Consider the following 13,817-nt stretch of genomic DNA (forward strand, 5'->3'; position numbering starts at 1 on the left):
CATCCCTTCGCGAAGGGCCGATTTTTGCGCCTAATCGTTAGTGCAGTTGCTAAACGTGGTTCGTGTAAGCGGGGGACTCGTTGGTTGTTATCAGATAGGTTGCGGAAGCAAATTTTGGGCTTTCAGAATATTCTCGTCGACGCGTGTGCGGGCAAATGCGTCCCGAAGCATCTCATCAGGCAAGTGAGCATCGTACTTCTGGCGCCGAAGTGGTTCGGCGAACGCAGCGATGGCATGGGCGGTAGGCGGATGCTGGAAAATGCTATCTAATGCGCTCTTGAATTTGTCTAGCTCGCAGTACTTGGCATGAAGCCCGATGCTGTAGGCTTCGGTGCGGATGTCCTGCGAGGCCAAAGCCAACCGCAGGGTCTCGGTTGCCTTGGTCCCCCGCCAAACGAAAAGATAAATATCGTCCCCGACATTCAATAGCTGTCGGCTGTGAAGATCAAGCTGGCGATACGCGTCACGCGCTTCCTGTAGCAACGTCTTTCCAACCAGGTCAAGGAACGGGTAGTTCTCGCCGCTTTCATAAACCGCCCGCATCTCATGCACGAGCTTGTCATGCAGTGGTACGCTCTCTTGGGCCGGGAACTGGGGTACTCGCCCGGCCGGCGCCGCCCTGACCATGACCACCTTTGCCCGGTCGTCGATGCTCAAAACTATCCAGCGACGCCCAGCGAACGTGAGGAAATCGCCCTCGCGCAGTGGATTGAATACGGGCACAGTACCAAGCGTCCGCTGGTCGGTGACGATGCGGTACTCGTCGTCAGTCATAAAGACCGCATAGAAATCGAACCTGTTTGCAATCGCCTCTCCGACCTGCCCGAGCATCAGGATCCCATCCGGGGATTGCTCGATGAGTTTTGCCTCGTTCATGGCCCTGAGTAATGCGGCATAGTCGTGATCCGATACCTGCGCGAATGGCCCGGGGCCGCAGATCAGCTCGAACATCTCTCTGGCGCGTGCCCCGCCTCGCTCACAAATATAGGCCAAGGTCTGATGCAACAGCGTTGACAGGTGCAGTCCGTGGCTGCCGCCTGGCTCAACCCACTTCGAGACGAGAAGATTGACTGCCGCGACTGCTTGGACGAGTTCGAGCCGCAGAAGTTCAAATGGATCGTCCTCGGCAGGTCGATCGGGTTCTCGGACGTAGATGCGCAAGACAGACGGTTCACCTTCGCGGCGGCCACTGCGCCCGAGTCGCTGGCGTAGGCCTGCGATCGAAGCCGGAGGTCCAACCTGCGCGACAGAGGCGACGGACCCGATGTCAATACCGAGCTCGAGTGTCGTCGTGGCAACGGCCGTGGTCGGCAGTTCGCCGGACTTGAGACGCTCCTCCAATTCCTCTCTCAAAGTCTTCGAGAGGCTCCCGTGATGAGGGAAGAACTCATTCGGTACGCGCTTGTCTTCGCTAAGGCGACCCAGCGCGTCGGCGACGCTTTCAACGGCTTGCCGCCGCGATGCGAAAATGAGGTTGTTGCGACCGCGTAGCGCTTGATAAACATGCCCAACGATCGCGGTCTGTGCCGGAACTAGCCGTTCTTGCTCGGGCTTTCGGCCCTCCCGCTCCGGATCGGGCTCTCGATAGCCTCTCACCTGGAGGCGGAGCTCGGGCTGTCCGAGCGAGCTTTCGATCAACCGGACGGTCTGTGGCCCATGCGGATTGAGAAAATACTGCGCGAGCGCGAAATCGCCTATCGTCGCTGACAAACCAACCTTCCGGATGCGTCTGCCGGCGGTCGCGTCGAGACGCTTTAGAAGTGACGCGAGGTGAACGCCGCGTTCGCCGGATAGAAATGCGTGCAGTTCGTCGATGACGATGAAGCGAAGATCGTGGACCATGCGTCTCACGTCTGGCCCCCGCCGCACCAACAAGGACTCCAACGATTCCGGCGTGATGAGGACGACGCCTCTGGGCTTTTGCATCGCCTTGGCCTTCGCCGCGGCCGAGGCATCCCCATGCCACTTGATGACGGGAAGCTCCAGGCGCTCGCACAGGTCCTCCAGCCGGCGGAACTGGTCGTTGATGAGAGCCTTGAGAGGACTTACGTAAAGAACGGCAAAACTGTCGATCTTCTCTGAAGCAGTCGTACTCAGTATCGGCAGGAACGCAGCCTCTGTCTTGCCTGCGGCCGTCGTCGCCGCAAGGATCACGTCATCCTCGCTATCCAGGATGCCTCCAATCGCCTTCGCCTGGATGTCGCGGAGCTCGCTCCACCCTTTGTCCCAGATCCAGTGCTGAACCTTTTCGTTGAGACGATCGAAAGGAGATGGCTCAGAGTTTGAAGGTTGTGAGCTCATCGTCTCCGTCTCCCGCTGATTCTGTATCCTTTTCCAGCGAAGTCCTGGCGATAAGGTCGGACCATGCGGTGGATGGGTTTTGCTCCAGAGTCGACAGCATTTGGACGAACGCACGCACCGAATTGCGTGGCGTCTGGAAGTACGCATCTCCTATGTGCTTGTTACAGTGGGCCATGAAGGCTTCAATAGCCTCATCGGGAATGAGGTTCTTCGAGTCGTCGCCGGACGCAAATACACGGCGTACGTTTTCGAGCAGAACATGCAGGTCTTCTGGAGTCAGATTGGCGAGCCGCAGTACAGGGCCGGAAAAGTCGACGCGGCCATCGCCACTGAATGGATTTTCTGCGAGGCGGGATTGCAACGCGGCGTAGCTATAGAGGCCGCGACGCGTGTCCATAAGGAACTCGGGCGTCCCGCCCAGATAGAACCCAAGCCCTTTCACGTCGCCTTGTAGGACGTCATTGAGGATCCGCAAGACTTGTTCGTAATTCTGTTGGCGCGAGACGCTGTGCTGCATTTTGTAGAGGTTGACCATCTCATCGAGAATGACCAGCAGGCCCGCATAGCCGGCAGCCTGGACAAACACAGAGAGCAGCTTCAGGTGATCGTAGACGGTATCGTCATCGACGAAGGTTCTGACGCCCAACGCCCTTTGGGCGTCGGTTTTGGTCGTAAACTCGCCACGCAGCCAGCGTACGGCATCGGACTTGAGCTGATCGTTACCCTCGGCATGGCCTCGGCAGAACGCACTGACCACGGTGACAAAATCGAAACCACCATTGTAGTCTCGAAGTGGCGCCAGACGTTCTTGGATAAACGCATCTGTGGACTTGCTTGCGTGGGCTGCAGCCTGGTTGGCGTCTCCAATCAATCGTTCGACGACACTTTGCAGAGCGCCACCATCCGGCTTGGCTCGCGTCGACATCGTGCGCACGGCTTCCTGGTATAGGTTACGCGCTTGACCACCAGAAGCGTGAAGCCTCCGGTCTGGAGCCAGATCGGCGTGCATGGTCACCAGACGCTTCTCCAAGGCAAGTGATCGAATAAGGTTCAGGTAGAATGTCTTGCCCGCTCCGTAGGGACCGATCACGACACGGAACGCTCCTCCTTTGTCGGCGATGCGGTCGATATCCTGGATGGCCGCCTTGACCTCGCTGACGCGCCCGACCTGGATGTGCTGCAAGCCCACGCGAGGCACGACGCCTGCGCTTAGAGCCTGGATGATGGTGTCGCGGTCACGCGGTCGGATGGGTGCGGTCATGATGGCAATGTCATCTCTTTGAGTTGCTTCAATAAGCGTGGCGGTATCATCATAGGGTTGCCGTCTTCAACGAGCACTTCTTCAAAGTGGCCGAACGACCAGTCGTTGATCGTCTCCAGCGCGCCGTCGGTGAACAACCCGAGCCGTTGGGCTTGGTTCTCAAAATCAATCCTATCGACTTGGCCATCGCGCTCCAGAAAGAGGACGACCAGCTCCTCGTGACCGCGGTCGAGGCCGTGAAACCGGCGTGGTATTTCCGCCTCCACGCTCACAGTTGAGGCGCTTGCGGCCTCAACGTCGTTAGCTGCGTAGATCTCATTCAGGATATCGCGCACCTGGGCCGTCTCGTGACGGGTCCGGCGCAGGCGCTTTTTGTTGACAATCACCTGTTGCGAACCTGGCGAAAGCGATGGCGCGCCAATGGCCGTAGGTCGCTCAGGCGAAGCTGTATTTCGATGTTTTTCATCCGTGGGGATCGGTAGAGAGCGCCCATTGCTGCGCGCCGGCAGCGTCTCGGATACCCCTCTCGGACGCGCGGGTATGATGACGCCCCCGCCATCCGAGTCCGCCGGAGAGACCATTCTCGGTTCGTCGCCAATTTGCTTGTGCAGGTCCTCGTAGAGCCGTTCCGAAGGAATACCGAGAGCACTGTAAAGACGCTCAGCGAACTTGATCTCAGACGCCTCAATGCGTCCATCTGCCGTCAGCGCGCCCACGGCCACTTGGGCAATACGCTCGCGTTCACCCAGCGGTCGGCTCGCCAGCCGATGCCAACCCGATGCCTTGGCGTGTTCCTGTCGGCTCAGGTGGTACACGTACGCAGATAATCGCAATTGCTCTGCTGGTGTCAGGTTGGGCAGCCTCTCGATGTCAGCCAATACGGAGCGCAGCCCTGCCTGCTCGTCGTTCCCGTCAGCGGAGGCTGCGAGTACCGCAACCTCGACGACGACACGAGCCGTTGGAAGCTCAGCGCGTGCTGGATCGATTTTGGCGCCGCCTGGCGCATTGAAGATTGTTACGGCTGCATTCAGGGCGGGCAACTTTCCACCCAAGCGAACGTCCGGCTCCATCCCGACGTCAAGACTTGCCAATGCATCGGAGAGGCGCGCGCCGATAGCTGGCGAAATCCTTTTGTCTGGCTCCGCCGGCAGCGACGTGAGCTTAAGAAGCTCAAATAATGGCACATGCGCGATGTCGTGTACGAGCAGTCGCGCCAGAGACTTCTTGACGTCCTGTAAGCCTGGGTCTGCAGCTAAAGATTGCCGCAGCTCGCTGGGGAGCAGCACGCGTGCGCCAATACTTCCGGCCGCATCGGGGTTGCGGCCGATGTGCCTGCTGTAGGCACCCAATGCGTCACAGCATTCGAGTGCAAGCTCGACGGCAACCTTCATAGGAGCAGTGGTCGACAGTGGATCAAAAAGCCCGCGTGCCCACTCCGACAAATCTTTCGTGAAGGCTCCGCTCGCCGATTGGTACTGGAGGTCAAGGCGACGCGAAGATTGCCTGATGTGAAGTCCCTTGGGGTATTGCTCGGCAAACCTCGCAAGAAATAGAGTCTTGAACTCCTCAAAGCATCGGGTGGCCGGCGTTCTGAGCGATTTTTCAGGATATCTTAGATACCAAGCCAGTAGCCATTGCCCATCCAGCGGGCCTTCGTTGAGCCTCTTTGCCAAGGCCACGCGAAAATCCAAGGCTATGTGCGGGCTGGCTGCACTGTCGAGGATCAGATCCGGCGTCGACATCACTCGCTGTGACATGATCCGAATTGCGGCAAGAAGATTGGCGGCGTAGCCCGAGAAGGAGTAGTTGGCGCCGTAGATCCTGAGAAGTTCCGTCACCTCGGTCTCGATGGCGGGCAGCTCGGCGAGGGCTTTGTCGACGAAAATCCGGTATTCCAGGCCATAGAAGAACAGAAAGACGTGACCAATGCCGAATTTCGGGTCACGTCGACCGGTTGACTGCCACTCCAGCTGAGCGAGGCGAGCTGAGGGACTTATCTCCCCAAAGTGCGGCCAATAAAACATGGTCGCCCCCTCCACATCGGGCCGGGATGCGCTAATAGAACGAGACGGGTCGAGGATGTGGGCGGTGTTTCGACCATCTTGTCGACGGCTGGGCGTACCGACATAGACGAGGCCATTGGGTATTTTGAATCCAAGGACTTCTGCTGGGCGACCTGCGGGTACCCATTCAACGCGCTGAGGCCTAGGGGAGATTTGCGGAGGGCGATTTCGCCTGGATTGAGGCACCAAAGGCTGAGGTGGATTGGCTCGCACGAAAGGCTCAGCGGAGGGTAGTGATCGTGAGCTGAGCGGTTGCTTCCGGCGGCCGAAGAGGCGCCAGATCAGGTAACCGATACCCAGTATGGCAAGCCATCCCTCCATCCAGCCCCCCTGGATTTGGGCTGATTATAAACCAATCCTTCAGCCACGCGGCGAGCGCTACGTGCAGGATCTGTGCATTGGCGGCGCAAATTTCCGTTGCTCGATGGCCGTCCCGACCAGTTTCCAGGAGCCGACGTATGCTTGGCGGCTCGTGGCTTTTCCGATTGAAGGCAGCCGTATGCTGCACAAAAAGCGCACGCCAGGCCTCAGAAACGCTGCCCGCGCCGTTTCGCGACGCACTATGCAAAATCGTGGCCTCGAACTCAAAGCCATCCTTCGAAAGCCGGCGCGCCTAGCCAAGCAAAGCAACCGATCACGCAAGCTACGCACGCGGCTGAATTCGTCCGTGTTGGCGGTCACAAGGGCGGCACCAGCCGTACGGCGTGGGCGGCTATCAGCAGATCACTCCTGCCATATCGTCTGCTCGGCCAATATGCTACCTTGAGGAAAATTTATATTGAAATTTCAATGATATAGGTGTTCTTTCATCCTGTACGGCGCCGCTGTTCGTCGTCGGTCCGGAGGGCAACACTTCCGAACTCGTGAACTACCGCGTCCGCGCCAACTACATGATCGTCGACCGCCTGTTCGCGGCCGCCGAGCTGCGCTTCGGCGCCGGCGACCGCCAGAAGCGCGTCCGCATCGTCCGCACTGATGGGAGGCCCGCGTCGTGAGCGACCCTGAACCCCGGAAAGAAGAAGAGGAGGCGCCGCTAACCGGGTCGACCGGCGACGCGGCCGCCCCGATGCGGCTGCGTGCGGAGGCGCCGCGCGTCACGCGTCTCTCGCGCAAGGTGCTTGCCGGCATCGGCCTTGTGGCGAGCGTCGGCATCGGCGGCGCCCTGATCTATGCGCTCCAAACCCGCGATGGCGGGAGACCCACCGAAGAGCTCTACTCGACCGACAATCGGTCGACCGCCGATGGCCTGGCCGGATTGCCCCGCGATTACAGCGGCGTTCCCCAGCTTGGTCCGCCGCTCCCGGGCGACCTCGGGCGGCCCATCCTGGGCGCTCAAAATCGTGGCCAGCCGTTGCCGAACCAGCCGAATCCCGGCCTAAGCGCAGAGGAGCAGCGTCGCCTGCAGGAGATCGAGACCGCCCGCGTCAGCAGGCTCTTTAGCGGCACCGAGAACCGGCCCACGGCCTCGACAGGCTCCGGCGCCGCGACGATCGCGCCGCCGCCCGCGCCGGACCTCGCTGGCCTCGGCCTCGCGCCGCCACCCGCCACCCCATCGGCCCAGGATCGGCAGCTCGCATTCCTCAATGCGGCGGCCGATCGGCGCACTGACCCGATACAGTCGGCCGCCCGACCCTCTTTGCAGTTTCAGCGCCCAGACGACGTCAAACTTGGCCGGACCGTTGTGTTTGCCGCAGATCCGCGCGGGCATCCTTGATGATCGACCAGGATGACTGCAGGAAGAGACCGGCGATCACGACGGCCACCACGAGGTCGGGCCAGCGCGTGCCTGTCCACGCCACCAGCCCTGCCGCAAAGACGACGGCCGCATTGCCGATCGCGTCGTTGCGCGAAAACAGCCAGACAGCCCGCACGTTGGCGTCCCCCGTGCGGTGCGGGATGAGAACCAGGGCAGCCGCCACGTTCACGACGAGAGCAATTGCGCCGAAAATCCCCATCATCTCTGCTTCGGGCTGGTTCAGCACAAATATCCGGTAGACCGTGCTGGCGAGCACCCCGAAGCCCAGCGCACCAAGAAACATCCCCTGGATGAGGGCCGATCGCGCGCGCCACGCGAGACTCCAGCCAATCGCGAGGAGCCCCATGAATGTGATCGAACCGTCGCCCAGGAAGTCGAGCGCATCAGCCTTGAGGGCTTGCGAGTCTGCGATGAACCCCGCGACAATCTCCACCAGACCATAGCCGACATTCAGCAGCACCACGATCCAAAGCGCGCGCCGATAGGCGGGCGTTATGTGACTGAGGCCCTTCGGAATCTCATCGTCATCGACGCCGGCTGCCGTCGGGTCGCCTTTCTGTTCCAGGCGAGCGAGCTGGTAGCCTAGGCCGGTTACCGCCCGCTCGACCTCCGGCAGTCGCGCAGCGGGATCCTCGACCTGAAGTGTCATGATCTGGGATGCGATCGAGACCCTGACATCTTTGACACCAGGGATTCTTCCCGCAGCACCTTCGATCTTGGCGGCGCAGGAGGCGCAATCCATGCCGGTGACGTAGTAGCGGGCGGTTTCAGGTGCCCCGGCGATGGTCGCGGCAGTCATCTTTCTCTGCTTCCCTTCGTTGACTCTGAGCAGTTCTACATCCTGTAGCCACTACAGAATCAAGTCCCAACAAAGTTGCCCGCATTCGTGTGGCCGCTGGCGAATGACGCCCTACGAGTGGGTCCCGTCCTTGAGCGGAACTACTTGGCGGAACTTGCCGCCTTTGGACTGCTCCGGCGGTTCGGGCGCGCGCTCCAACGACACATGCTCGAGGCCATGTTCGGCGAGCAGACGCTTTATGCCGTCCTGCACAGTCGCCCACACGCGATCCGGATCAGCACCATGGACCTTTAGACGCACGCGCAACTTTTCCGGCGCGGTCTGCACGATCTGAAACATCTGCAGCCCCGGTGTCCGATCGGCCAACGTGGAAAAAGCCAAGGGTGCGACGCTCACCTTGTTGCCGCTCCTGTTATCGAACGTGAGGACCTCGGCGGATCGCCCCTGGACTCGGATCGCCGGCAGCGGGTTGCCGCACCGGCAAGGCTCAGCCTGCTGCAAGACACTGTCGCCCAGGTCGTAGCGTAAGATAGGCTGCACTCGATTGGCGAGATTGCTGATCAGCACCGTGTGGGCCGGTTCACCCGGCGGCACTGGCCGGTGGTCAGCGTCAACCGGCTCGAACACCACCCAGTCGCTGTTGACGTGCAACCATCCGTGCTCACAGCTGTAGCTGAAGAACGGACACTCCGTAGCAGCGTAGCTGTTGCCGACCTTTGCCTTAAATGCCCGGGCGATTCGATCATACTCGCCTTCCGGCAGCCCTTCGGCGGAGAGCGCCAGTAACACCGGACTGATGTGCAGACGGCCGCTTTCCTGTTCGCTCGCGAGAAGCGCGGCCATGCTCGCGTAAGGCGCGAGGAGCACCGGCCGGAACTGGTTGAGTCTGGCCACAAGCTCTGAAACAGGCATGTGCACCGACAGCACCTCGAGCCGCCGTCCGCGGCTCTTCTTCAGGCGTGCCGCAGCAACCGCGGATGCGAAGTGGCCGCCGGTTGCCATGACCATCGCCATGCGCCCGCCGCCGGCCACGATTCGAATGAAATCCCCCGCACCGAGCCAGGCCGTCAGCATGCGAAAGGCCATCGCGCTCGTGACTGTCATGCTCCGGTCATCGAGCACGAAGACGCCGCGCGTTCCCGTCGTGCCCGATGTCGTCAGCAGTGTATATTTGTCGAGGAAGCGCTCGCCGATGAGCTTCGGATCTTCTGCGAACGCTTGCGCCCGTTCCTGGGTTATCTCCCGATCGGCACACCAATCATCGAAGCGAGCCATCAACGCATTCTTGTTGGTAACAGGAAGCTGCTCGGCGCTTTCGACCCGATCTGGCAGATCGCGGTACAGCTCACGGTAGTACGGCGAGCTGGCCCGGGCATGGGCGACCATGTCGGCGAGACGGGTGCGCTGGTGTTGCGCGATTGCGCCCACGCCCTTCCTTCGTGTGCGCCAGGCGTCCCAGATCAGGCTTACGACATGCTCGGTCATAATCGTTCTCGGGTTCACACACCTCCAGCGATTCGGTATACCTACATGCTGTAGCCACTACAGAATCAACCCGCGATGATCACTATCGGAGCCTTGTCCAAACGCACGGGCGTCAATATCGAGACGATCCGCTATTATGAGCGGATCAGGCTGATACCCCCGCCGCCCCGAACTGACAGTGGACGACGCCTCTACGGAGCAGAGGACGTTCGGCGGCTGACGTTCATCCGCCATGCCAGGGACCTCGGATTCGACATCGCGGCCATCAAGACGATGCTCGCTCTGCAGGGGGTGCCCGAGGCGCCCTGCGAGCAGGTGAGCCGGATCGCTACCAATCAGCTCGAAGCCGTGGAGAGCCGGATCCGACGGCTACTCGGGCTTAGGACCGAACTCACCCGGATGATCAAAGAGTGCGACAACGGGAAGGTCGCGACATGCCGAATTATCGAAGTTCTCGCTGACTCTGCCGATCATCCGGACGGCCCATAACATCCGCGAGCACGAGGATCGCGACGCCACAGACGATCGCCGCGTCAGCGAAATTGAAGGCGGGCCAATGGTAGCCGCCCACATGAAAATCCAGGTAGTCGACCACGGCGCCAATCCGAAGTCGGTCAAAGACGTTGCTCAGCGCGCCGCCGAGTATGGCTCCGAGTGCGAGCGCCTGCGGCCGCTTGCGAGTCCGCCATAGCCAAACGCCAAGCAGCAAGGTGATTCCCATCGTGATAGCCGCCAACACCAACGGGCGGCCGGAAAACCAGTCCGCAAACATCCCGAACGACACGCCTTCATTGAAGCCGAGCCGCACAGTGAAAAACGGGGCGATGGGCACGCCAACGCCGGGCGCAAGGCTGCCCAAGGCGACCTGCTTGGTGACCTGGTCCAATCCGAGGGCGAAAGCCGCTGTCGCCAGGCCGATGACTCGAGGAACGTCTCGCATCACGCTGCGCGCACCCCCCGGTAAAGCGAGATTGAGCCGCTCAGCGTTGGAATGACGAGCGTCTCCTCCACGCTGCGGAATCCGGCTGTGTGCATCAGCTCCGGTAGAATCCCATGGGCGTTCGGTTCAGTATTCACGCGACCGTCTAGGTTCTGAATGATTGCTCTGAAGAGAACCCGCATGAGCGGCGTGCGCTGGAGACCATAATCCGCAACGTGCACCTCGCCGCTGGCCCCAAGCGCCGCGTACATCGCAGCGAGCGCTGCCACCTTCTCTTCCATCGGGACTTGGTGAAACACGAGGCTCGATACGACCTTTGTGGGCGGCGGGCTCCCTAGCAACTCAGCCGTTTGCCGCGCGAAGCCAATATGCAGCTCAGCCGCGAGGCCGGCGGCTGCGACTCTTTTCCGGGTACGCGCCAACACTGCGGTGTCGGGATCAATCCCTATCAGCCGAGCTGATGGCGCAGCCTTTCCCAGACGGACGAGAAGCGACCCGGTGCCGCAGCCGACATCGACGATCACGTCACCAGCTCTCGGCCGGACCTGCGCGATGAGCGCGCTCCTCCATCGATGCTCGCGTGTGAGGGCGGCTACTCCGAAGTCGTAGAGGGGGGTGAGCCAGTGATGCCCGGCGGCGGGTGTATAGGTCAGGTCAGACGGCATGATGGTCCTTCGTTGATTCGAGAACCATGCATCCTGTAGCGCCTACAGATTCAAGCTGAATTGTCGCTGAGGTAATGATGCGGGTGCTGCAACTCCGATGACGCTCAGCCTGTGCCCGTGCCACAGACGCTGGCGCCATTTGTCAGCTCGGGTCTCGACAGGACTCACCGTCCCAGCCGGAGTCTCTTCGCAAAACTGCGAAGCGCCACACATCAGGTTGCCCGCACCGCAGGTTTGCGGTTGAGCCAGAAACCCGCAACCAGAATTGCCAGGGCGAGTAGTTGGGCGAGCACTGTCTCGGTTGTAGGGAACAGTCCGAGCATCTGGATGCGCGGTACGCCCGGTAGCGGCACGACTCCCAGGACTCCTGCCTCCTGGAGACCCGCTACGCCCTTTCCCGCGAGGACGACGGCGAGGATCGCGATGAGAATAGCGCTCCACGAAAAGAACTGGGTGATCGGCAAGCGGGTGCTGTAGCGGAGCATGATCCAAGCCAGCACGGCGAGCAGCCCCGCAGCCGCAGCCGCGCCGCCCAGCATCGCCAAGCCGTTTCCCTGGGCCCAGAGCGCGGCATAGAAAAGGATGGTTTCGAAGACTTCCCGATAGACGACGACAAACGCCAGCAGGAACAGGAACCACCCGGAGCGCCTGGACAAAGCGTGCGTCATCTTCTCCTTGATATAGCGCTGCCATGCCTCCGCGTTGCTTTTCCCGTGCATCCAGATCCCGACCGTAAGCAGAATGATCGCAGCGAACAGCGAGCCGAAACCTTCGGTAAGCTCCCGCGAAGCCCCGCTGACACCAATGAAATAAGTGGCGATGAACCAGCTGGCTACGCCAGCGGCAAGCGCCGCCACCCATCCGCCATGAACGAAGCCGAGCACTTCGGTCCGCTCCGTCTTTCGGAGGAAGGCGATCATCGCAACCACGATCAGCAACGCCTCAAGCCCCTCACGCAGCAAGACACCGAACGCGCCAAGGAAGCTTGATGTGCTGCTTGCCTTTTCCGGCGCGAGCGCGGCCTCGGCTTCGCCGAAGAGGCCTGCGAGCTCCTGATTGGCGGCTTCGACTTCAGCGAGCGGGCGCGCCTTGCCAATCGCTGCCCGAAGCGCGCCCATCGCTTGTTCGATCCTCGCCATCAGTCCCTGATCGCGAGCGGCGAGCATCGGCTCCACGGGCTCAAAGCCGTCGAGATAGGCAGACAAGGCGAGGTCGGCGGCGGCCTGCCGATTCCCAGCCGCGTAGGCTTTGAGGCTCGCGTCGAGACGTTCGCGCGTGAGTGCGAGCGAGCCGCTCGCGCGCGCCGTGACCGAGTCTGGATGCCGGCGCAGATAGGCAGTCACGGCGTCAGCCTTGCCGGGACCAATTTCGGCGGCAAGCGACGCAGGCGTCGCGCCGACGAACGCCGCCTGATTGGGATATCTCTGGCGGAGCGACGCATCATCGCGCCACAGCCTTTGACCATGTCCTGTCTCGGAGGTCGGGTAGGCGAAGGTGCCGACGTAGAACGCGAGCGACCAGCGATCTTCGTCGGAAAGTGAATCGAAGCCGGCCATGGCCGTGCCGTCGAGACCTTGGGTGATGACCTGATAGAGGCCGAACACACTGCGCTGATCGGCGCGAACCTTGTCGCTGAATGCGATCGGCGGTGGATCAAGCCCCACCGAACCGGGGCCATGTCCATCGCCCGCTGCGCCGTGACAGGATGCACAATTCTGAGCGTAGAGTGCAGCCCCGCGCGCGAGGTCCGGCGGTGCCGTCGGGGCTAGCGGCACGGGGTAGGCAGCAAGCAGAGCGGACGCGAGCGCTCGTGATTGCGCGGCGACTTCAACTGGGGGTGCCTTGGCTGAGATAGCCGTGCGCAACGCCCTCGTCTGGCGCAACAGGTCGGCCTTGCCACTCCTTTCGGGCAAGGATCCGAGCCTGGTTTCTACCTGGCCCGCGAACTCCACCATCTCCGCATATTCGGCCTCACTGCTAACGCGCCCGCCGGAGACCGCGCCGGCATAATCGACTGTGATATAATCAAGTAGGCGCCACACTGTCTGGACGCCTCCGTCCTGAGCGAGGGCCGGCCCTGAAATTATTTGCGAGAGGAACATCGCCAGGACGGCTATCAAAGCGTACCGACGAACCTTCCTTTCGCTGATTGTAGGGGAGCGGCGAAGACAATTGGACGGGCGCACAGCGAACCTTTAGTTAAGAATCGTTCGCGAGATAGCCCTGTAGTCGCTACAGGATCAAGCGCCAATGCACACGGTCGGTCTATTGGGAGCTTGCAGCGGTCCCGCGCCCCATTGCGAGCGGCGCAATCGGACAGCTACTGCTTGTTGATCGCTCCGCGCATTTGGATCCAATCGTTGAGAAGGTCGCGATAAATCTGGAATTTGGACGCGAAAATGGGCAAGCCCTCGAGCCCGCCAAACTCGTCGCACCGATGATCGCGCGCTTCATGGCGACCGATCGGGGGTTCGCGAAGATGCGCCACACGGGCCGTTCTCGTTCAGAATCGGCGGGTGGCGCTCCTCCAAAAGGCAAATGAAATTC

Annotated in this window: 9 protein-coding genes and 3 pseudogenes; 4 read left to right on the forward strand and 8 right to left on the reverse strand. The window is 61.2% G+C overall.

The window, feature by feature from the left end:
* Positions 1-90 precede the first annotated feature (90 nt).
* The 3 genes from CS1BSM3_RS10060 to CS1BSM3_RS10070 are packed head-to-tail and all read right to left on the reverse strand — an operon-like array spanning position 91 to position 5,946.
* Positions 91-2,301, reverse strand: a complete 2,211-nt coding sequence (locus CS1BSM3_RS10060) for a DEAD/DEAH box helicase (protein ID WP_072386920.1) — start codon at positions 2,299-2,301, stop codon at positions 91-93.
* Positions 2,276-3,562, reverse strand: a complete 1,287-nt coding sequence (locus CS1BSM3_RS10065) for an ATP-binding protein (protein WP_072386921.1) — start codon at positions 3,560-3,562, stop codon at positions 2,276-2,278. Before CS1BSM3_RS10065 ends, CS1BSM3_RS10060 begins: the two co-directional genes overlap by 26 nt.
* Positions 3,559-5,946: a tellurite resistance TerB family protein gene (locus CS1BSM3_RS10070; RefSeq protein ID WP_083528489.1), complete on the reverse strand. Its 2,388-nt coding sequence runs from the start codon at positions 5,944-5,946 to the stop codon at positions 3,559-3,561. The genes CS1BSM3_RS10065 and CS1BSM3_RS10070 overlap by 4 nt, the downstream gene beginning before the upstream one ends.
* A 500-nt stretch (positions 5,947-6,446) precedes the next feature.
* Here CS1BSM3_RS10070 and CS1BSM3_RS10075 point away from each other — a divergent pair.
* Positions 6,447-6,620, forward strand: a pseudogene (locus tag CS1BSM3_RS10075) (TrbG/VirB9 family P-type conjugative transfer protein); the annotation flags it as partial.
* Positions 6,617-7,231, forward strand: a pseudogene (locus CS1BSM3_RS10080) (conjugal transfer protein TraI); the annotation flags it as partial. The pseudogenes CS1BSM3_RS10075 and CS1BSM3_RS10080, both read left to right, overlap by 4 nt.
* Positions 7,232-7,286: 55 nt before the next feature.
* Here the strand turns inward: CS1BSM3_RS10080 and CS1BSM3_RS10085 are convergent.
* Positions 7,287-8,180, reverse strand: coding sequence for a cation efflux transmembrane domain-containing protein (locus CS1BSM3_RS10085; RefSeq protein ID WP_072386923.1), 894 nt, complete (start codon positions 8,178-8,180; stop codon positions 7,287-7,289).
* 111 nt (positions 8,181-8,291) lie between these two features.
* Complete coding sequence (locus CS1BSM3_RS10090; RefSeq protein ID WP_072386924.1) at positions 8,292-9,665, reverse strand: CoF synthetase; 1,374 nt, start codon at positions 9,663-9,665, stop codon at positions 8,292-8,294.
* 75 nt (positions 9,666-9,740) lie between these two features.
* On the opposite strand from CS1BSM3_RS10090, the gene CS1BSM3_RS10095 reads away from it, so the two are divergent.
* Positions 9,741-10,154 (forward strand): MerR family transcriptional regulator, encoded by a 414-nt coding sequence (locus tag CS1BSM3_RS10095; RefSeq protein WP_072386925.1) that lies wholly within the window; start codon positions 9,741-9,743, stop codon positions 10,152-10,154.
* Here CS1BSM3_RS10095 and lspA read toward each other — a convergent pair.
* The 3 genes from lspA to CS1BSM3_RS10110 form a co-directional block, all read right to left on the reverse strand.
* Positions 10,108-10,605, reverse strand: a complete 498-nt coding sequence (lspA, locus tag CS1BSM3_RS10100) for a signal peptidase II (protein ID WP_072386926.1) — start codon at positions 10,603-10,605, stop codon at positions 10,108-10,110. The genes CS1BSM3_RS10095 and lspA overlap by 47 nt on opposite strands.
* The gene (locus CS1BSM3_RS10105) at positions 10,605-11,270 is read right to left on the reverse strand and encodes a class I SAM-dependent methyltransferase (protein WP_072386927.1); all 666 of its coding nucleotides are present in this window, start codon (positions 11,268-11,270) and stop codon (positions 10,605-10,607) included. The genes lspA and CS1BSM3_RS10105 overlap by 1 nt, the downstream gene beginning before the upstream one ends.
* Positions 11,271-11,482: 212 nt before the next feature.
* Positions 11,483-13,372, reverse strand: a complete 1,890-nt coding sequence (locus tag CS1BSM3_RS10110) for an FTR1 family protein (RefSeq protein WP_072386928.1) — start codon at positions 13,370-13,372, stop codon at positions 11,483-11,485.
* A gap of 290 nt (positions 13,373-13,662) precedes the next feature.
* On the opposite strand from CS1BSM3_RS10110, the pseudogene CS1BSM3_RS28580 reads away from it, so the two are divergent.
* A pseudogene (locus tag CS1BSM3_RS28580) lies at positions 13,663-13,812 on the forward strand (DUF2274 domain-containing protein); the annotation flags it as partial.
* Positions 13,813-13,817: the final 5 nt, after the last annotated feature.

Origin of the sequence: Hyphomicrobium sp. CS1BSMeth3 (assembly GCF_900117415.1) — a bacterium.
Taxonomy (GTDB): Bacteria; Pseudomonadota; Alphaproteobacteria; order Rhizobiales; family Hyphomicrobiaceae.